This is a genomic window from Pseudomonas sp. FA117 (assembly GCF_057370475.1).
This window is the reverse complement of the sequence record NZ_CM170675.1, coordinates 2,551,774-2,572,805: the sequence shown is the minus strand read 5'-3', so window position 1 is coordinate 2,572,805 and position 21,032 is coordinate 2,551,774. Positions and strand designations below refer to the sequence as shown.

The following is a 21,032-nucleotide window of genomic DNA, read 5'->3' as shown; positions in this document are numbered from 1 at the left end:
CCACACGACGACGCAATACGCTACAGTGACCGCCTTCCATCCGGTAAGGATACCCTCCATGCATTTCGCCCCCGCCATCCCTGTGCTGCGCATCTTCTCGGTCGACAAGGCCAAGGAGTTCTACCTCGACTTCCTCGGTTTCTCTCTCGACTGGGAACACCGCTTCGCCCCGGACCTGCCGCTGTATGCGCAGATTCACCGCGATGGGTTGATCCTGCACCTGTCCGAGCACCATGGCGACGCCACGCCAGGCTCCACCGTGTTTGCCCGCGTCGAAGACCTCAAGGCGCTCGAGACCGAACTGCAGGCCAAGCAGTACGGTTATTCACGGCCGCACGCCGAGCGGGTGGACTGGGGGCTGCAGATGCAGATACATGATCCGTTCGGCAATTTGCTGCGTTTTTGTCAGCAGATGGGCGATGCATAGCATTGCTGAAATCTCCTACACACTACTTAGAAGCAAGTGAATAGGCCCAGCAGCAAAAGTCCTGCATTGTGCGCATCTGAAACGGATTCGACACCTATAAGGAACTTCGCTTGCAGGGTGAAAAGACATATCTGGTGGTGGGTGGCTTGGTTGGCTCCTATGTCACCAGCCGTATCCCTACATTCCATTCCGGAGACAGGATTGTCGGTCTTCAAGCCCAAGTTCAAGGCGGCATAGGACCTCAACGCACCAACAAGAGCCTGATCATCAACAGCCGAGCCACTTGATGAACGATCTGACCAGCATCCGGGCTAGCAAGCCTCCTCTCGCATTACCCGCTGGCCTGGTGCAGCCAATTGGACGCCTTCTGGCCACTCATGATCCTGTTTTCGGGCTGGCAACTGTTCGACAAACGTAATCGCCATATCGAATGACTCCCTCGGGCGACAAGCTGCCCCGCCAATTCGTGACTGGCCGTTCCCCATCCTCTGCGGATGTATTATCGTGGCGAGGTGCGCATTTAAAAGCAGCCCGAGCGATCGGGCCTCTGCAAGACAATAGAGGGTGTCATGAGCAACGAGATCAACTGGGACAAGCTGGGCTTCGACTACATCAAGACCGACAAGCGCTACCTGTCCGTGTGGCGCAACGGCGAGTGGGACAAAGGCACCCTGACCGAAGACAACGTGCTGCACATCAGCGAAGGCTCGACCGCCCTGCACTACGGCCAGCAATGCTTCGAAGGCCTGAAGGCCTATCGCTGCAAGGACGGTTCGATCAACCTGTTCCGCCCCGACCAGAACGCCGCACGCATGCAGCGCAGTTGCGCGCGCCTGCTGATGCCGCACGTGCCGACCGATGTGTTCATCGAGGCCTGCAAGCAGGTGGTCAAGGCCAACGAGAAGTTCGTCCCGCCGCACGGCAAGGGCGCCCTGTACCTGCGTCCGTTCGTGATCGGCACCGGTGACAACATCGGCGTGCGCACCGCGCCGGAGTTCATCTTCTCGGTCTTCGCCATCCCGGTGGGCTCGTACTTCAAGGGCGGCATGAAGCCGCACAACTTCCAGATCTCCAGCTTCGACCGCGCCGCCCCGCAAGGCACCGGCGCCGCCAAGGTCGGTGGCAACTACGCCGCCAGCCTGCAGCCGGGCTCGGAAGCGAAGAAAGCCAACTTCGCAGACGCCATCTACCTCGACCCGCTGACCCACACCAAGATCGAGGAAGTGGGCTCGGCCAACTTCTTCGGCATCACCGCCAACAACGAGTTCGTCACGCCGAAATCGGCATCGGTACTGCCAGGCATCACCCGCCTGTCGCTGATGGAACTGGCGCAATCGCGCCTGGGCCTGACCGTGATCGAGGGCGACGTCGAGATCAGCAAGCTCGACCGTTTCATCGAAGCCGGCGCCTGCGGCACCGCTGCAGTGATCACCCCGATCGGCGGCATCGAGTACAACGGCAAGCTGCACGTGTTCCACGACCTGGAAAAGGTTGGCCCGGTCACCCAGAAGCTCTATAACGAGCTGACCGGCATCCAGAGCGGCGACGTCGAAGCGCCCGCTGGCTGGATCGTCAAGGTCGCCTGATTTTCGCGACAAACGAAGGGCATGCCAGCGACGGCATGCCCTTTTTTTTGCTTCGCCGGCAAGCCCGCGCCCCCGCAATAGCTGTTGTGCACGCAGATTGACTGACAAAATGCCCAGAACTGGCACAATGCCCCAGATAGATGAATTTTTCTTAAATCGCCGCTTGTCTATTCTTTGGCACAATCAGTCATCCAATCGCCGCCCAGGTATTAGCATGCCCCGCGTACTGACCATCGAAGACGACGCCGTCACCGCCCAGGAAATCGTCGCCGAACTTTCCAGCCATGGGCTGGAAGTCGACTGGGCAGACAATGGCCGCGAAGGTCTGGCCAAGGCCATCGCGGGTGGCTATGACCTGATCACCGTCGACCGCATGCTCCCGGAAGTCGATGGCCTGACCATCGTCACTACCCTGCGCAGCCTGAAGATCGCCACGCCCATCCTGATGATCAGCGCCCTGTCCGATGTCGACGAGCGCGTGCGCGGCCTGCGCGCCGGTGGCGACGACTACCTGACCAAGCCGTTCGCCTCCGACGAGATGGCCGCTCGCGTCGAAGTGCTGCTGCGCCGCAACAGCGTACCCATGACCCAGACCCGCCTGCAGGTCGCCGACCTGGAGCTGGACCTGATCAGCCACGAAGCACGCCGCGGCGAGAGCAGCCTGAACCTGCTGCCCACCGAATACAAACTGCTCGAATACCTGATGCGCCACTCCGGCCAGGTCATCACCCGGATGATGATCTTCGAGGAAGTCTGGGGCTATCACTTCGACCCGGGCACCAACCTGATCGACGTGCACATCGGCCGCCTGCGCAAGAAGATCGACCCGCCCGGCCAGACACCGCTGATCCGAACCGTACGGGGCTCCGGGTATGCCATTGCTGAACCCGTCTAAGGGCTGGAGTTCGTCGACCAGTCGCCTGCTGGCGCTGTACAGCTTCCTGTTCGTGGCCTGGAGCAGCATCCTCATGGGGGTGCTGTACTTCGAGGTCACCAGCTACCTGAACAAGCTGACCCGCCACTCCATGCTGCAGCGCCAGCACCTGTTCGCGCACATGACGGGCAAGCAGCTGGACGATGCCCTGATCGCCAGCCAGGCCTTCGAAGAGCGCAGCTTCGATGCCTACGGCCTGTTCGACCCGCAGTTGAACCCCATCGGCGGTCGCATCCGCTCGATCCCCCCAGAGCTGGGCCTGGACGGCAAGGTCCACGAGCTCAAGCGCTGCCTGGATGCCGACGACCCGCACCTGCCGCGCGACAGCTGTGACGCCGTGGCGATCCGCATTCCCGACGGGCGCTGGCTGGTGCTGGTGCGTGACAACGGCTCGCTGTTCGTAGTCACGCGCATCATCCTCCACGCGCTGCTCTGGGGTATCTCGCTGACGCTGATTCCGGGTTTCGCAGGCTGGTACCTGCTGCGAAGGCGCCCGCTCAAGCGCATCCGCGCCGTGCAGGCCAGCGCCGAGCTGATCGTCGCCGGCGACCTCACCCATCGCCTGCCGCTGTCGGCGCGGCGCGACGAACTGGACATGCTGGCAGCCATTGTCAACGCCATGCTCGACCGCATCGAACGCTTGATGCACGAGGTCAAGGGCGTGTGCGACAACATTGCCCACGACCTGCGCACGCCGCTGACGCGCCTGCGCGCCCAGCTCTACCGGATCCGCCAGCAAAGCGGTGCCAACTCACCCGAAGCCGAAGCACTGGACCAGGCCATCGCCGAAACCGACACCCTGATGGCGCGCTTTCGCGGCCTGCTGCGCATCAGCGAACTGGAAGATCGCCAGCGTCGGGCCGGGTTCGTCGAACTCGACGCGCAGGCGCTACTGGTCGAGCTGCACGACTTCTACCTGCCGATGGCCGAGGACAGCGACATTCGCCTGACCTTGGAGCAGCCTGCCAGCCTGCCAACCGTGCATGGCGACCATGAGCTGCTGTTCGAGGCGCTGGCGAACCTGCTGAGCAATGCGATCAAATTCACCCCACCGGGGGGGCAGGTGCTGCTGAGGGCGGCCGTGCATGACGGCATCGTACAGTTCAGCGTCGAGGACAGTGGCCCCGGCATCCCGGAAGCCGAGCGGGGTGCGGTGCTCAAACGCTTCTACCGCAGCGAAGCAGGCCACCGGCAACCTGGATTCGGCCTGGGCTTGTCGATCGTCGCAGCCATCGTCGACTTGCACGGTTTCGACTTGACGATCGGCGCCAGTGCCTGGGGCGGGGCACAGCTGATGATCCAGTGCGCGCCGCCCAGTCCGCGCTGAGTACCGAGCAGGCACCGCCCTTGCACATTGAGGCCAGCGCAGACTGTTCAATGCAGGGCAACCTACGTCGCCGGGCGCCTGGCCAGCACCTCTTCGGCCGTGTCGTTCTCATCTTCGGCCACCGTGAACCAGGGGTAGAACTGCGTCCCCCGCTCCCAACCAGCAGCCGTCAGCACCCGATATTCTCGGCCTAGCGCGTCGTACCGGTGAGTGTCGGCGTACACGCTGTCCCGCGCGCTGGCGTCGTATACCGGTTTCCAAGTGTCCAGGTAGAACGGCAGCCATGTACGAACCACTTGCCCTTTCTGGTCATATTCGGTCTTGCCGCTCACTGCCCAGCGCGGGTCAGCCACACTGCTCCTGGCGCGTCCGCTAGCGTCCGTCGCAAGAGCGCCATTGGTCAACAACTCGAACGCCTCACCGCGCGGACTGAGCACAGCCGTCTGCAGGACACGTCCTGAGCCATCGCTGTAAGTCACGCTGATGCGCACTTGCTGTTGCGGATCAGTATCGTAGCGGTCGCTTAGCAGGCTGATCACATGGGGTGGTTCACGCCCCTCCCGCGGGTCTTCTGGTGCCGGCATGCCCAGTTCGTCGCGCCAGCGGCGCAATGCCAGCTCGCCGATACGCGGCACAGCCCCAGGCATCTCCAGGGGTTTCACGGGCATCCAACTGTCAGCCACGGTGCGGTGGGCCGTATGTACCGCTATGCACCCCAAGCCAAGCGCAGCATCCACCGTCAGTGGAACATTGAAAGCCTGCTCTTCGCTCGGCGTATAGCCACTCATTACGCCATTCTCGGTGCCATGGAATCGGGCCTGCGCTGTACGCCCGAGGACGTCTGACTGCGACTCGTGAACATTGTCGTTAGGATCTACCAGCTTCAGCGGCGTCATGAAGCGCCAATCGTACTCGAACGAGGTGGTCAGTCCGGCGGCGTCGGTGGTCCGCATCACCACGTTATAGGCCGCGTCCCACTCCAACAAGGTTGCACCTGTCAGCTCATTGGGGCGTACCGCGCGCAGGCGGTAGAAGGCGTCGGCGCCCAGGTACTCCGGCAGGTTGTAACGCCCGGTTTTGACCACCTGTGCCGGCGAGCCGTCCTCAGCCGGCAGAGGCAGATCGTGATAGCCACCCGTGGCCAACAACGCCTGCAGCTCCTCCTCCGACAGCAGTTCGCGGAACACACCCAGCGAGGCTTCTTCCAACAATGCCGTTTCGGTATAGGCGGCCAGCGCCGGCCGACCAGGCACCACCCCTGGACGCCCATCCTGGTCGAACCAGCGGGTCTGGGTGTAACTGCCCAACGTCGCCGCGCTCAGGTCGCTCAGCGGTCCGTCCGAGGCTGTCAGACGCTCGACACACAAGTCGGGTTCGACCGCTTCGCCCGCCCGCCACAGGATGTCCGAGCGAGCGCTGAGTGCCAGCCCGGTCAGGTGGATGCCCTGCGCTCGGTCATGGCGATTGACCACCACCGTCCGCTCCAGGGTTAGCCACTGCTGATACTGCTGATCGTCCTGCGCTGCGGCGACCAAGCCTTCGGGCAGGGTGTCCGGGTAGTAAGCGCTGGGATCGCCCTGACGCCGTGGGTAATGCACTTGCACAGTGCATAGCGGGGTGCCGAAGGCGTCCATGCCGAGGACCACGGACTGCGTGACCACCGGGTCCTCGATTATCCGCTCGACCGCGAACGACAGGGTCTCCACTGGTATGACCAGCGCCGCTGGGCGCTCCGGGTTGTCGGTGGCACAAGCGCGCACCTGCCAACGCTGGCGGCTGATGCTGTAGGGCACGTCAGCCTTGGCACTGGCATCCAGGCCATACACCTCGGTGCGCACTGGCATGCCCTTGAGGGCACGTAGTAGCCATTGCCGGGCGGCCGCCGTAGGCGTGCAAGGCTCGTCGAGCTGGGCGCTCGTCAACTGAGTCAAGCGCGTCGGGCGCTCTGTGAAGGCATGTTCGTGGGACGCTTGCGGGAGATAGATGTCGTCAGGCAGGCCGTCGTACGCTTCCACCCCGCTCAAGAACCAGGTGCGCACCTCTACAGCGGGTGAGGTTTCGCCGGCCGTGCCCCGGGCATCGTGCGAGGTGTCACGCTGCACCAGCCGGGTGAAGCCGCGGAACTCGCGCTCGCGGCCATCCCACACACCGCGTCGGTAATGCATCTCGGTGTCGGTGACCAAGCCACTGATATCGTCGACCTGGGTTACTCGACTGAGCATGTGTACCGGGAATGGCAAACTGCTCACCGCTGGTTTGCCCGCCGCCTTCAGGGCCGCTTTTTCGTCCAGCCAGCCCTGCGCCGAACTGCGGTAGGTCAACAAGCTCCGGCCACCCATGTTGTCGCAGGTTTCCGACAACAACCACGGACGCGTGGCATTGAAACGGTACAGCCAACTGCGTGGCCGAGGGTGCGATACCGTCAACAGCAACTCAGCCGTGCCCTGGCCGCGCACATCGGCGACCTGCAAGGACCAGGTATCGTCCGGATGCAGCCCCTCGGGCGTCGGGATGGGGGTCGCTTCATGAAACGCGTTGCCGGCCTCGCTGATGAACACGCGGATGCGGTCCGCTTCGACGTAGAGGATGTCGGTAGTGCCAGAGCCGTCGGTATCCCCGAGGAGCACCCGGCTGGCAGCGAAGTGCTCGACGGCGAACCCCTCCATGCTGATGGGCTGGGCAAAGTGTCCGTGCCCCAACGACGGCCAGTAGGTGACTCCGTCACCGCTAATTTCCACCAGGTGTTGCTGGCCGCTGCCCGCTGGGTCGGCGAAGGCGACCAGCCGCGTCTCGTCGCCGCGCGTCGGCAGCGGCCGTGGGCCAGGGTGTTCTGCGCCCTGCGCTGGCAACCAACCACGCGCTCCGGCCGAGGCCCATATCCTTACACTGCGCGGCCCGATCATGACCACGTCCTGCAGGCCGCCGCCGGTCAAGTCGGCCATTTGTGCCGACGGATGCAGCAACTCTGACGGCATCGCATCAAGCGGCATGAAACGATCCCACTTGCCGTCGGCCGAGAGGGTGAAGCTGCCATTCAAGCCCGGTACGCTGACCAGCCATTGCGGGCGGCCGTCGCCATCGAGGTCTATCAACTGCCCGCTGCTCGCATCCGGCGCCAACGGCAGCGCCAGGGCCGTTTCCCAGGTCACAGCGTCCGGCCCGCCAGAGGGGTCGCGTCCAGGAGCCCGGTACCACCAGGCTCCGTCGTCCAGATACAGCAAACCCGGCAACCCCTCGCCGTACAGGTCGGCAAACTGCCAGCGCTGCGGGTAGAAACCCGCCAGCGCTGGCACCGACGCCCAGGCCTCGTCGGTCGGCACGCCACCAGGCTGGCTGAGCGCGAACTCGGTCGGCGGCAGCATCGCCAACGTGCCGTCGGCCTCATAGGCGAACACTTGCGCGGCCAACAACGTACTGGTAATCCGCGTGGCGTCGTAGGTCAGGTGCAGCCGCGAAATCAGCTGTGCTGTGGTGTCTTCGCCACCGGCCATCCGCGCCGTGCGCTGCCACAGCAACAAGTCACGACACAGGCGGCGCGTGCGTACCTCGAAGCCATATCGCCAAAAGGAGAACGTATCGGTGCGCAAAGGCCAATGCACGTCAGTCGGCAGCCGGCCAGGAGCCAACGGCACCACGCTCGGGTCAGCCCCGCGCTCGCCGTAGTCAGCGCACATGAAGCTCAGAAAATCATCGGCGGCGAATGCGCTGTCCGGCACCAGTAGCGCCGCCGCCGGGGCGATGTTACGGGCATAGATGGTGTCCAGATAGACGTGGGTGACATGCGCATGCTGCTGCTTTTCTTTATCGCAGCAGTGCCAGTCGTCTTCGCCACGCCAGGTATACACGACATGCTCGCCGACTGCGTCTACGGTTTCCTCGATATACCAGCCCGCGACCCGTGTCGGGTCCTGCGGGTCGCGCAAGCGCGCGCTGTCCGACCAACCGTACAGTGTGATGCTGCCATCGGCGCTCCACTGCAACCAGAACCCGGCAGACTCCGCCGAACCCGCTTGCGCAGTGTCGGCCATCCAGTGCTCCAGCGCCCCGGCGCGGTTGCCGCTGCGCGGCACCCAACTGGTAACCGTGAAGGTGCCGAGCTCGGCGGTGGAAAACGGGAGGCATTCGGCAGTGCGCGACGCGACCTTGTCACGCAGAATTTCTTCCCCGTCCGGGCCCACCAGTCGATCATCGGCGTTGTAGCGCGGCACCCCGAAGCGGTTCATACGGAACACGGCGGGCGCGCCTAATTCCCAACCCGCGCCGAATGGGCTGTTGCCGCCCCCCGAGGCGTATCGAAGCGCCATCTGCGGCGCAAGCGTGCGGCCACCAGGCAGTGGTAACGGCAGGCTCCAACTCGCACCACCGTCGCTGCCTCCGAACGATAGCATGCCGCCGCCGGCGGAAACGGTACCTCCGCCTTTGGGCAGCGATGGCGGGGTGAAGATCGGCTCGGGGGCGCTGGACGAGCTGTTCGCGGTAGTATCGATCATGGTTCATCCCTATATGCTACGCCTGCCCGGCGCTGGGTTAAGCAGCAGACAGGCCAGGCCAACACAGTGCGCACGATTAACGAACGGTGTACTGGATGTGCAAGATGATGTCGGTCAAGCTCTCCAGCAGCGCTTTCTGAGCATCAGTGGCTTGCGCGAAACTCAGCGTCATGTTGCTCTTCACGCCAAGGTCCAGCCCTTCGAATGGCAACCAACGGGCGCTCGCACGCGGGTCGCTGTGGCCGTCGGCGGGGAACAGTCCGTTGTCATGCATCGCGGAAGAAATAGCGCAGCGCTCGCAACCTGCCGGCAGGCCGTTGGTAGTGGTGTACATGTTCCCGCGCACCGATTGGTATGGCCCCAGCAGCGCCGGCAAGGTTACCGCGATACTGCGTACACGGCCTCGACCAGTGCTGAAGTCGGCCATCAGCTTGAGCTCACTCAAATCAAACGTAATGCCGAGTTCGTCCCCCGCCAACATGAGCTTGAGGTGCCCATCCCCGGCATTCGGGGTGCCCGAGTTCAAGATCGCCCTGACCGCATCCTGCAAGCTGTCGCCGCTATACAGCGCAGCGTAGACCTGCGCCAGCGACACGCTGCGGGTCACCTCCAGGTCGCGCTTCTGGTGCTTGGTCCACGCCACCTCCATCTGCGCCAGGCTGAGCATCAGCCCCTCCCCGCTTATCAAACCGGTCCAGGCGCCTGTCCAGGTACCGGTCTTGAGGTACCTGGTCTCGTCGCCCTTTTCCCATTGCAGCGCTTGCTGGGCCATCAGGCACATCGACGCGGTCAGGTCGTAGTACTGGTAGAAGATCGTCGCCAGACGCCCGCGAAGCCAACTGTACATGGCCTTGCCGGCGAACTTGTCATGGAACAGCGCCAACTGCGCCTGGGCCTGGGCGCAGAGGGTTTCCATGTGGTCTATCTGCATCTGCGAGGAGCGCCTGCGGATCTCCAGCGCCTTGAGCTGAGCCTCCACCGTGTCGAGCTCGGCCCGCGCGATCTTGCGCTGCAGATCCCAGTCCTGCCGACGTCGGCGGTATTGTTCTTCAGTGACGAGCCGATTGGCTCGACCATGGTCACGTTCTGCTGTGGTCTGGATACCGTACCCCGCCGCGTACGCAATTTGACCAGGTTGATGACCTCCGTTGGCAACGCCAAAGATGTTGGGCGCAGCAGCGATAACGGCACCGGCCGTGAAGGCAGTCGTGGCACGCATGGAGCTCTCGACAGCCTTCTGGATGCCCAGCAGGGCAGCCTGCTCTGCGCCGCTGATGTTTTCCTCGTGCAGTTTTTCATAGTGGTCCAGACGTACCTTGATCGCGTCCAAGGAGGCGGTGAGTGTGGCGCGTTCAGCAGCCAGTTCCTCCAATGTCTGCAAATGCAGACTGACGTTATTGGCCGCGACGGCGGCGCCCTGAGTGGCCAGCAGCTCGGCGAGGGCCTCACCGTCCTGGCTGATCAGGATCTGCTGCATGCTGCTGCCGAACTGAATCAACTGGGACGCCATGGAGCGGGCGCTTTCCAGCAAAGGCGTGAAACGCAGCGCCGGTATGTAAGAGAGATCGGGAGGCAACGTACCGCCTGCACCGCTTTCAGCAGCCACAGCGGCGGCCAGCAACGCTTTTGGATTGGCCGGCGCGGCGAACAAGGGCAGATTCAATGGACGACCATCCAGCGTCAGGTTATGCCGCAGGTTGTACAGGCGGATGCGCAGCGTTTCCCAGTAGCCCAGCATCACTTCGTTGGCTTCCGGCAGGAAAAGCGGCTTTGCATTTGCATCCAGTGTCACACCGTCGGCGGGCCGGCGCTGGCCACGCGACAATTGATTGAATGCGGTGAGGAACGCCAGTGTACGATCCTCGGCAGCGCGCTCCAATGTGGGTGTATCACTGGCCCAATCGGCGCCGGATTCGATCCACGGTGCCTCGCCCAGCAGGTCCAGGGCGCGCCCATACCAAACCTTGGCTTCTACCAGGGTATCCCGCTCGAGCTTGCGGTAGGCGGTATCACCCCTGCCGATGATGATGTCCAACAGGCGCATGAAGGCATTGACCTTGTAATGCATGGGATCATTCTGCGCCACGGCGTCCGGGTCGTAGGATTCCAATGGCCGATTGTTCCACGTGGTGTCTTCATGCAGCGGGCGCACATTCCACAGCCGATTGAGGCTCTGCCCACCCGACGAATACCCTGAGGGACTGAAGATATACTTCAGCCACTGCTCGGCGAGGTCATAACGCTCCTCGCTCAAGAACCGCTGCATGACCATCATGGGTGTGTAGTAATACAACTCCCAAAAGTAGATGGCGTTGGCCCCTGCAAAGTCCATCTGGCTGAGTGGAGGGCCTATGAGTTGGGCATCCGTGGTACCGGGGATCTTGTGCTGATTGTTCCTGCCCGAATAACGCCTGGTAGCAGCGACAAATTTGAAGCTGTACCACTGAGTACAAGAACTCATGTCCGGCATGCCACCGAATGTCGCAGCAATGTACAGCGCATCGGTTTGTTGCAAGACCTTGCCACGCAGTTCAGGCATCGGGAGGGTGATGACGGTCTTGTCCCCCTCAAGGTCAAGAGTAGCGCGATAAGCCAGGTAACGGGGCCTGGACTGGGGCTCTTTGTCGTCCAGGATTAATACATAGTAGAAGTCGACGCTGCCATCGCCGTGGATTGATCGATCATACGCAGAGAAGGTAATGGACACATGCTGCGCATAGAGCGGGGGTTCCTCAACCTGCTGAGTCTCGAAGTTCAAGATGGCAGCGATACCGTGCTGAGCCTGTTCGGTCAGCTTGCGGGCAAACAGTGTATTGAGACGAGTGCGGACCCCGCTCCGGTGCTCGAGGTACTGCGCACTGCCGTGGCGTGGAAAGTCTGGCAGTATCAGCCTGTCAATCAGATCGGCGACCAGTTCGGTCCCGGTTGACCTGACGAGCAACGTCCACTCACGGAAGCCGCCAGGGAAATCCATCTTGACGCGCAAGATCGTTTCGTTGCCTGTCATCGTAAAGGGTAGCGTGCTGTCGGAGCGGGGAAAACGCGTACCTGACCACCTCACGGAAACCCCATTACGGGCCCAATTATCATAATCGGTATCTTGCTCCTGCCTATTTTCATAGTCTGCTGTTCCCTGGGCTACCCATAATCTAACCGACTCCTTTTTGACGGGACCGGGCACTGGGCCTACATAGCCAGACAACGGCGCCAATGTGAAACCCTGAAAAATGTTTGTCAGCGGTCGGTCGTAATCAATCCGATCACCGTAGTCGATGTCGAGCGTGCAAAAAATCGGATTATAGGCAGGCGCATCAATCGGGAACTTGAACACATGTACGGGGCCCACGGTCAGGTCTTTTTGTGGACCATAGAAGGTGTCGCCGGCGGCATGATCCTTGAGCCGTGCATAAGGGGGCGTTCTATTGCTCCTAAAATAGGCAAAACCCTCTGCACTTTGGATGTATGCGGCCTGCTCAGAAAATGGAGAAGTCGCAATGAACGCAGGTCGAGCATCATGAAGCTCGGAAAACTTGTTGACGAGAAACCTGAGGCCCGGGTTTTCAAGCGAGGGACGCAGACAATCAACGTACACGTTCAAGTCGAGCTTGACTCTGAACGAAGTGCCCGCAGCCTCATGCTTGACATCCTCGATCTGCGCCCTGAAATGGGTGACGTCGAAGTTCGTGAACCCGCTAGGCTTTGGCGTTTCGCTGGAGAACGCCTGCTCGGCAACAGGGGCTTGCGGCGCAAGCGGTGTCAGGACAGCGGTCGTGGTGCTGGTGTCCAGCCGCGGTTGTATGTAGGCCAAGTTGCCTGAAAGCAGACTGGTCTTCTGGACGGAAAAGTCCTCGTACACCGCTCGCTCACCGATGAATGGATTTGCTTCCTGGTGCACCTGGTCTTTTCTATAAACCGCAACACATATGATTTCGCCATCGGGCCAGAGGCCGAGGTAAAAGCCCAGATCGGTCGGTACTTTATCGGCTGCTTTCAAATAATTGTCCAGGCTTCCCATCTCCCCGTTGGGGTATCGATAAACGTTGGGCACACTCCAGCCCCCGTCGTAGCGCAGCATGGACAGTTTCAGTGACCAGGCGAAAACAGTTTCTTTTGCGCCACCGGCGGCATCGCGCCCCACCACTTCTTCGGTGCGCTCGATCCACCCCAGGTACATGCGCCCCCTGAACACCACGGGGCGAATCAAGTTACCCAAAGGCTGAGGCGCACAGGTGATAGGTGTCCAGCCGGTCCATGCATTGGCGGGCACCTGAGCCTCGGCGCTGCGCTTGCTTTCATCGAGTGTGCGCCACCAGTATTCCAGCGACTGTGAGTGACTGCGGCCAACGAACCAGACTTTTCCGGCATTCTGCACCCTGGAGTCATGGTAGCCACTGATCGTTTCGAGATTGGCGACCTCTTCGAAGCCGGCCAGATAACCCAGGAAGGCGTCGCCCACCGTGTCAGTGTTGATTTGCGCCTGACCCAACTTCTGCAACATATCATCCATCATCGTCGTCTGCCCCAGACGGACAGTCGGGTCTATATAGTTCTCTGGGTAATAGGCGAGCTTCTGGCCGCCGGCCCAGGTACTGAACCGGGCGTTCCACTGCGTCCAGTCACGGAAGAACTGCCGGTCCAAGGCGGCGCGCTGCACGTCCGCGCTTTCCCCGTTATCAGACGCCGTACCAGGCGGCAGGCTCATCACGCGATGAATGAGCAATTGAAGTGAGGCGATCGCCTCGGCTACACGGCTACTCTTCACCTGCGCTGCATTGAGGTTATCCACCAACAGATAACGGGACAGCGCTTCCCGGTTTTGCACCAGGTAGTTCAAGCCGTCCGGTTCTTGTCTGTGCATCAGCAAGTAGCCACAGAGCGCGGCACTGAGCCCCTCGGCCAGGCGCTCGTGGACGCTGTCGCGCTGCGGGTCATCGAGCCCCGTATTGAAAGCGTCAGCCACCTTGCTCCATGCATCCCAGGTACCTGCTGGAGTTGAACCCTTTGTGTAGTCCTTGTTCAGTTCCAGCATGGCCTGGACATCGCGCGGTGAAACCCTGAAAAAATCGCTCAGGTCCAGCCACTGCCCAAGGACTTGAATTTCCGAAGCCGTTTGCAGGTGCCCAGGCTGCACACTATCACCATTCGAATGAACGACGTTCATCGCTTGCCCGGCCAACGAATCCGATACTGCGAATGTTCTGGCGACCTGCGCTATACCAAGCCCCTCACCCGCCAGCGCGCTCAGCACTTCGCCGGCAGCATCGGCGCGTGTGCTCAACCATCGACTGAAGGCATGCAGCGCCTGCACCATTTGCAATGAACAAGGCAAGGTGTCGACAAATACAGGATCCAGCTTCGCCGGACTGTTGGTGAACAACGCCAGCGCATCCGAGCTGACGCCAGTGGCATGAACGATCAGCGCACGCTGCGCCAGGCCGTAAGCAAATTTCACGGCGTCAGCGCAGAACGGTTCGCCCGGGACATGGTCGCTGAGCTGATTCCAGAATTCCTCCACACTGGGCAACCCGTCAGCCGTGCTGGCCCAGCTCAGCACCGCACTGATGGCCGTCTCGCTATTCAACGCAAATACCGCGCCGACCAATGGCGCCAGCTGTGCAACCCGAGAGGATACCGATACCGCGTCCTCGGCCGTACTGATGACAGAGACCACTTGTGCGAGAAAAACATTGATCTCGGTGCTGGATGGAAGCTGCGACACTTCACGTGTCATCAGCACAAGGTCATGCACCGTCCAGCCGCAAGTGTCCAGCCACGCCACTGTGGCCGACAGCCTTTGCCACTGCACCAGCCATACCGCAGGCGGTTGAGCGTAGAGGTTGCGCGGTGCATCCAGCATCGTGAGCAATTGGTGCAGGGACTGGGGGGGGAGTTGCAGTGAGCGGGCCCATAGGCTGAGCGCATACAGCTGAGAGACCTGCTTGTGCGAAAACCTGATGGTGACCTCATCACCCTCGCCCTCCGTCAACGACCTTCCGAGCCAATACAACCCATCGTCATCGACCCCGCAAGCGCTTCTGAGCGCTGCCCGGTCAGCAGCGTACTTCTCCTCATGATGGTCAGGGTGCAGCTTCGCTTCGTCGTCAGGCTTAGGCGTGAACCCGCCTTCTGTAAAGGTAACGCGATTGAAAGTCCTGTCCCAGTGACTCAGCTCATCGCGACGAGGCGACAGCGAGACAGGCACGCCCACCATGACCAAGGCATCCTCGTGCGATACGCCATACTGTTTCTCCAGCAGCGCCGCCAGAAATACCAGGCTGAGCGTCTCATCGGTGATCTGCTCAGCATTGACCGCGTTGACAATGTCTACCAGCATCAACGGCGACAGCCCAGTAGCCCTGTAAAGACGAATGGCTTTATTCAGCTTCAGTACGTACAACAACGTATTCAGCTCATCAGTGCCCTCATCAGGAAGATCCGACGCATTGAAGAATTGCACCACCTCCTCATCTGTCAGCCCATACCACTGACGTAGCATCTGGGGTTGCAGCACCACATCAACGGGTATCGCTCCAAAGTACTGAGTGTACTTTTCTTCTGCATTGGCCTCTGTAATCTCATCTGTCAACAGCCGGTAGAGCCCGGGTGAGATATCGTATTGCAATCCCGCCAAAGCCTGCCCACTCAGGCGCCCAACAACCAGGGACGCTGATCGCAGATGGCGGAACTCCGGATCTTTGGTCTGCTGCACATGCCGCAGGCGAGCGTGCTGATGGTGATAAGGCGTGCCGGCGGATTGGACATCGATCGACAAGGCCTTCAGCACTTCTTGTTCGGTGCCCCCAGAAAACTTCTGGACGAGCGCCATCGATATTTCATTGGACAGTGTCAGTGCGCTGACTTGCGTGTCCATGTTCGCCTGGGACAGCAACAATTCTTTCAGGTCTGGCCGGCGCTGGTCGATGTGCCACAGGCTGTCTGCCTCATACAGGGTACTCGCCTCACGATAGAGCGCGGCCAGATACGCGGCAGGCGAAAACATCGAGGCCACTTCCCCGGGGCGGGCATACTGCGTTGCGCGATCACCGAACCATTCCTGGTAATCGAGTAACGACACACCTGATGGGTTGACGCTTGCCCGAATCACACGCGGCAGTAATGGCGAGGCACGCGTCAGGACGCTCTTTTCCAATATACGCAAATCGTCGTACAGCTTTCGGGCCTCTGCATGCAACGCTTGCACTGTCAACCAATCACAGGGCTGTCCGGCTTCTTCGGCGCGGCGCATGATCTCGGCCGGACTGAACAGCGCTGCCGCCGCTTCACAGGTCAAGCCCAAGCTACTGCTCAGGCTGTTAAGTGTCACAGGGTATTCGCGTTCTGCAGTCATGGAGGCTTCCTCGTAATGCGGATCACACTGGTACACGCCTAGCAAAGCGGCAACTGACAAAACTGTTAGTTGTGCGCATCGCGACAAAACCAGCACGATGACATTGCAAGGCTATGTCCGTCGCCGATGGCCTGGTAGCAGGTGACGCCTGCGCTTCTCGCCGCCCCCACTGGCCACCACAAGCCCAGCCGCCACAGGAGAGGCCCATGAGTACTTCGCTGCACGCCAGGACCCCCTCTGTCATCGTGCGCGACGCTCGTGCGGCACTCGTGCGTGAGATCGCCTGCCATCGGCACCCGGCGGCACCAGCCATCACCACCTTGCGCATTACCCGTCATCGGTATGGCCCGCGCGGTGATTGCACGCACAGTGCCGATCCGCGCCTGGGCGAAGCCGGCTCGAGCAATTTCCGTTATGAAATGACTTTGGCTGGCGCCCCCTTGCGTACACGAGGGGTCGATGACGGTACGAAGTTGACACTGCAGGATACGGCAGGCAGGCCGCTGCTCGCGGTCGGCAACATTGCCCAGGGCACGGGCGATACGCTGGATGTCAGCCAAGCGCTGACCCGCACCTGGCAGTATGAAGATCGCCACCTCGCCGGGCGCTTGCTCAGCATTACCGAGTGCACTGCAGACAGCGAGCCACGGGTCGTCGAGCGTTTTGTCCATGCAGAAAACACAGCAGCCAACCAAGCGCTCAACCTCGTTGGTCGGTGCATCGGTCACTACGACCCTGCAGGCTTGCTGCAGACGGACACCGTTGCCCTTACCGGCATAGCGTCTGCGCTGACCCGCCACCTGAGCGCCGACCTGGGCGCCAGGCAGCCCCATTGGCCCGGCGCAGACCCCAGCGCGTGCAACGACCTGCTCGACGATGAACCCTTCACCACCACGACCACCGCCGATGCCACCGGCGCGATGCTGACCAGCACGGATGCCAAGGGCAATCGTCAGCGGCTGGCTTACGATGTGGCAGGCGGCCTCTCAGGCTCCTGGCTAACGCTTGCGGGCTGCCCTGAACGCGCCATCATCACCGCACTTATCCACTCTGCGGCGGGGCAAAAACTGCAGGAAACCCATGGCAACGGTGTCGTCAGCACTTACACCTACGAGCCGAAGACCCAGCGCCTTGCGGGTATACGGACCGCACGTCCAGCGGGCCATCCCCAAGGCGCCAAGGTCTTGCAGGACCTGCGCTACACTTACGACCCTGTCGGCAACGTGGTCAAAGTAGCTGACGCTGCGCAACCGACACGCTTCTGGCGCAACCAGCGCGTATCAGCCGAAAACATCTACGTCTACGACAGCCTGTACCAGTTGGTCAGCGCCAGCGGACGGGAGATGGCCAAGGGAAGCGAACCCGGCGCTGGCCTGCCGCTGGCAAGCGTCCCCATCCCCATCGATGCTTCGGCCTACACCAACTACACCCGCACTTACCGTTACGATTGCGCCGGCAATCTCACGCAGATCCGCCATAGCGCGCCCGCCGTGAACCGTAGCTACACCACTGAACTGACCGTTTCGCACGGCAGCAACCGCGCCGTGTCGAGCACGCTGACCGAAGACCCGAGCGCTGTCGATGCACTGTTCACGGCAGGCGGACAACAAAGGAGGCTACAGCCCGGCCAAGCGCTGGCCTGGACACCGCGCAACGAGCTGGCGCAGGTAACCCCGATCGTGCGTGACGCAGGCGGCGACGATGTCGAGCGTTATCGCTACGATGCTGCCAGCCAGCGGGTGTTAAAGCTCGGCATGCAAACCACGGGCAGCGGCGTGCATACGCAGCGGACGCTCTACCTGCCGGGCTTGGAGCTACGCACGCATCACACCGGTGCGACGCTCACACAACACCTGCAGATCATCCGCGTGGCCGATGCAGGCCGGACGCAGGTTCACGTGCTTTACTGGGAGCGTGGCAAACCTGCTGGCCTCCCTGACGACTCGATCCGCTACAGTCACGACACGCTGACTGGCAGCAGTGGCCTGGAGGTGGACGGTGAAGGCCAGATGATCAGCCTGGAGGAGTACTATCCCTACGGCGATACGGCAGTATGGGCAGCGCGCAGCCAGGTGGAGGCCAGCTACAAGACTCGCCGCCACTCGGGCAAGGAACGGGATGCGACAGGCTTGTACTACTACGGCTACCGCTATTACCTGCCCTGGTTTGGTCGCTGGCTGTCAGCAGACCCTGCAGGGACAATAGATGGGCTGAACCTGTTCAGGATGTGCCGCAACAATCCAATCATATTTCACGACAGCGATGGCCGTAACCCTGATGATGTAGCCCGGCGCTGGCTACAGATCAGCAGAAAGAAACGGGCGGATGCCAGTTTCGCGCGTATGCATACCTATGGGACGGACTTCGGTGGCACGCCAATCTCCTTTAAATTTATACCCACACCGGAGGCTCTAGCAGAGGAGCAAGAGCTCCTCGCCAGTCTTAGTGACGACGGTGAGAGGCCTACAACATCTCCAGCACCTCGACCGAGCATGCAAGAGCAGGCTAAGCATAACAAACTCAGCCTGATGAATCGCGGCTACTCCTACTCCCAAGAGCAGGAAGAGTTCATCCAGCACTTTATCAAGCAAGATTTCTATCTGGTTCATGCTACGAACACTGATCTCGCAACCGAAAGCGGTAATATCAACATATTTTCACGCAAAATGTTGCAGGACAACGATAAAACCTTTTCGGAAAAAAACACGACCCAATCAGACCTCGACAGATTCGCCACTGACGATTATGTATTTTTCTCGCTAGAACTAGGCACCACGCTGAAAAAGCCACAAAGCAGATTCGGTAATATTGCCTACCGAATACCAGCCACGAATGCTGCCTTCGTACATGCTTCGCTGTCGCTGGTCGATCCCATGAGCGAGGAGTTTCCACGCGCCCAGATACCTGGGCTGTCCGATGATGGGCAGAATCAGTTGGAGGCCCGCATGATGATCGACACCGACAACGCTTTTTTCGATGGCATGGAAAACTCTATATTCAGCTTGGGGTTGCATATCGCACGAGCTACGGATCACCTGAGCGATGCTGCGGATAAAAACCTGATTCTCAATGAACGCGATCCAGACCGCCTGGACACGATCATGAATCATGTATTCCGGCCAGAGGTCAGGGTGCCAAGAATGGCCGGCATCACAAAGGGGAGTTTTACCACGCACCAGATTAAACAGTTCACTACATGAGGTAACCGTCGTTGACTGCTCGGCGCCCGAAGGCAATTCGGCATATACCAAGGTACCGATCAGTCTATGGATTCCTGGCCCGTAGGCCAGGGGGCGGTGTTCAGAAAGCTCGCGGACATCAGCCAGAAGTTGCGCAGCGGTAGCGACCTTGAGCCGTCGGGGCCTGAATCCGTCGCCCTTGATGACCTGAGGTGAAGCGACTGCTGGCGGCTACCTGCGCAAGAATGCAGATTCGTGGGCAGCTCTGATCTCACCACCTGGTCGACTCAAGGGATCAAATAGAGAAACGGGACGCCTCGCACAGGGAGCCGCATCGCGGTTCCCTGCCTCTTGCCTTACGGGACCAAGCGCCAGGTGGTACCGCCTTTACCGTCTTCCAGCACAACCCCCATTGCCGTCAACTGATCACGGATGCGGTCCGACTCGGCCCAGTTCTTGTCGGTACGCGCCTGCAGACGCGCCTGGATCAGCGCTTCGACTTCAGCAGCGTCAACCTTGCCTTCGGCCCCCGCACGCAGGAACTCATCGGCGTCCAGTTGCAGCACGCCCAGCACATCGCCCAGCTCGCGCAGGCGGGCCGCCAGGCCGGCAGCGGCCTCGGGATCGCTGTCGCGCAGACGGTTGATCTCGCGCACCAGGTCGAACAGCACGGCGCAGGCTTCAGGGGTGCCGAAGTCGTCGTTCATCGCCACGCCGAAGCGCTCGACGAACGCCTCGCCGCCCTTGGCCGGCACACGTGGCAGACCACGCAGGGCGTGGTAGAAGCGCTCCAGCGCACCCTTGGCATCGCGCAGGCTGTCTTCGGAGTAGTTGATGGCGCTGCGGTAGTGGCTGGCCACCAGCAGGTAGCGCACCACTTCCGGGTGGTACTTCTCGAGCACGTCGCGAATGGTGAAGAAGTTGTTCAGCGACTTCGACATCTTCTCGCCATTGATACGGATCATGCCGCAGTGCATCCAGGCGTTGGCGTACGGCTTGCCGGTGGCCGCCTCGCTCTGGGCGATCTCGTTCTCGTGGTGCGGGAACTCCAGGTCGCTGCCGCCACCGTGGATGTCGAAACTGTCGCCCAAGCAGCAGGTCGACATCACCGAGCACTCGATGTGCCAGCCCGGACGGCCCGGGCCCCACGGCGATTCCCAGCTCGGCTCGCCCGGCTTGGCGCCCTTCCACAGCACGAAGTCCAGCGGATCCTGCTTGGCTTCGTCGACCTCGATCCGCGCACCGATGCGCAGGTCTTCGATCTTGCGCCGCGACAGCTTGCCATAGCCGACGAACTTGCCGACGCGGTAGTACACGTCGCCGTTGCCCGGGGCATAGGCATAACCCTTGTCGATCAGGGTCTGGATCATCGCGTGCATGCCGGGGATATGGTCGGTGGCACGCGGCTCCTGGTCCGGCGGCAGGATGTTCAGGCGCCGTTCGTCTTCATGCATGGCATCGATCATGCGCGCGGTCAAGGCGTCGAACGACTCGCCGTTCTCGTTGGCCCGGTTGATGATCTTGTCGTCGATGTCGGTGATGTTGCGCACGTACGTGAGCGCATAGCCGCTCTTGCGCAGCCAGCGGGTGACCAGGTCGAACGCCACCATGCTGCGGCCATGGCCCAGGTGGCAGTAGTCGTACACGGTCATGCCGCAGACATACATGCGCACATTGTTGCCATCCAGGGGTTTGAAGACTTCCTTGGTCTTGCTCAGGGTGTTGTAGATAGTAAGCACGA

Annotated in this window: 8 protein-coding genes; 5 read left to right on the top strand and 3 right to left on the bottom strand. The window is 61.2% G+C overall.

Translation table 11 applies throughout. From position 1 onward, the window contains the following. Window positions 1-58 precede the first annotated feature (58 nt). The 4 genes from AC1TXO_RS11815 (at window position 59) to AC1TXO_RS11800 (ending at window position 4,274) form a co-directional block, all read left to right on the top strand. A complete protein-coding gene (locus AC1TXO_RS11815; RefSeq protein WP_486406489.1) occupies window positions 59-427 on the top strand; it encodes a glyoxalase superfamily protein in 369 nt (122 codons plus the stop codon). A gap of 569 nt (window positions 428-996) precedes the next feature. Next, the gene (locus AC1TXO_RS11810; protein WP_486406488.1) at window positions 997-2,013 is read left to right on the top strand and encodes a branched-chain amino acid aminotransferase; all 1,017 of its coding nucleotides are present in this window, start codon (window positions 997-999) and stop codon (window positions 2,011-2,013) included. A 214-nt stretch (window positions 2,014-2,227) separates the two neighbouring features. After that, on the top strand, window positions 2,228-2,908 hold the full coding sequence (locus tag AC1TXO_RS11805; protein WP_486406487.1) for a response regulator transcription factor: 681 nt from the start codon (window positions 2,228-2,230) through the stop codon (window positions 2,906-2,908). After that, a complete protein-coding gene (locus AC1TXO_RS11800; protein WP_486406486.1) occupies window positions 2,886-4,274 on the top strand; it encodes a sensor histidine kinase in 1,389 nt (462 codons plus the stop codon). Before AC1TXO_RS11805 ends, AC1TXO_RS11800 begins: the two co-directional genes overlap by 23 nt. A 62-nt stretch (window positions 4,275-4,336) precedes the next feature. Here the strand turns inward: AC1TXO_RS11800 and AC1TXO_RS11795 are convergent, their stop codons facing one another. Together AC1TXO_RS11795 and AC1TXO_RS11790 are read right to left on the bottom strand one after the other, a co-directional pair. Then, the gene (locus tag AC1TXO_RS11795) at window positions 4,337-8,764 is read right to left on the bottom strand and encodes a SpvB/TcaC N-terminal domain-containing protein (protein ID WP_486406485.1); all 4,428 of its coding nucleotides are present in this window, start codon (window positions 8,762-8,764) and stop codon (window positions 4,337-4,339) included. Between the two features lie 76 nt (window positions 8,765-8,840). After that, window positions 8,841-16,112, bottom strand: a complete 7,272-nt coding sequence (locus AC1TXO_RS11790) for a Tc toxin subunit A-related protein (protein ID WP_486406484.1) — start codon at window positions 16,110-16,112, stop codon at window positions 8,841-8,843. 206 nt (window positions 16,113-16,318) lie between these two features. Here AC1TXO_RS11790 and AC1TXO_RS11785 point away from each other — a divergent pair, with 206 nt between their 5' ends. Further along, entirely contained in the window at window positions 16,319-19,312 is a 2,994-nt protein-coding gene (locus AC1TXO_RS11785) for an RHS repeat-associated core domain-containing protein (protein ID WP_486406483.1), read from the top strand. A gap of 335 nt (window positions 19,313-19,647) precedes the next feature. Here AC1TXO_RS11785 and cysS read toward each other — a convergent pair whose 3' ends face one another. Continuing rightward, window positions 19,648-21,030 carry a cysteine--tRNA ligase gene (gene cysS, locus AC1TXO_RS11780; RefSeq protein WP_486406482.1) on the bottom strand — a complete coding sequence of 461 codons (1,383 nt, stop codon included), beginning with the start codon at window positions 21,028-21,030 and terminating at the stop codon, window positions 19,648-19,650. Window positions 21,031-21,032 lie beyond the last annotated feature (2 nt).

Excerpts from the sequence above, each read along its gene's own strand:
- AC1TXO_RS11815 (WP_486406489.1), top strand. The coding sequence starts at position 59 with ATGCATTTCGCCCCCGCCATCCCTGTGCTGCGCATCTTCTCGGTCGAC.
- AC1TXO_RS11810 (WP_486406488.1), top strand. The coding sequence starts at position 997 with ATGAGCAACGAGATCAACTGGGACAAGCTGGGCTTCGACTACATCAAG.
- AC1TXO_RS11805 (WP_486406487.1), top strand. The coding sequence starts at position 2,228 with ATGCCCCGCGTACTGACCATCGAAGACGACGCCGTCACCGCCCAGGAA.
- AC1TXO_RS11800 (WP_486406486.1), top strand. The coding sequence starts at position 2,886 with ATGCCATTGCTGAACCCGTCTAAGGGCTGGAGTTCGTCGACCAGTCGC.
- AC1TXO_RS11795 (WP_486406485.1), bottom strand. The coding sequence starts at position 8,764 with ATGATCGATACTACCGCGAACAGCTCGTCCAGCGCCCCCGAGCCGATC.
- AC1TXO_RS11790 (WP_486406484.1), bottom strand. The coding sequence starts at position 16,112 with ATGACTGCAGAACGCGAATACCCTGTGACACTTAACAGCCTGAGCAGT.
- AC1TXO_RS11785 (WP_486406483.1), top strand. The coding sequence starts at position 16,319 with ATGAGTACTTCGCTGCACGCCAGGACCCCCTCTGTCATCGTGCGCGAC.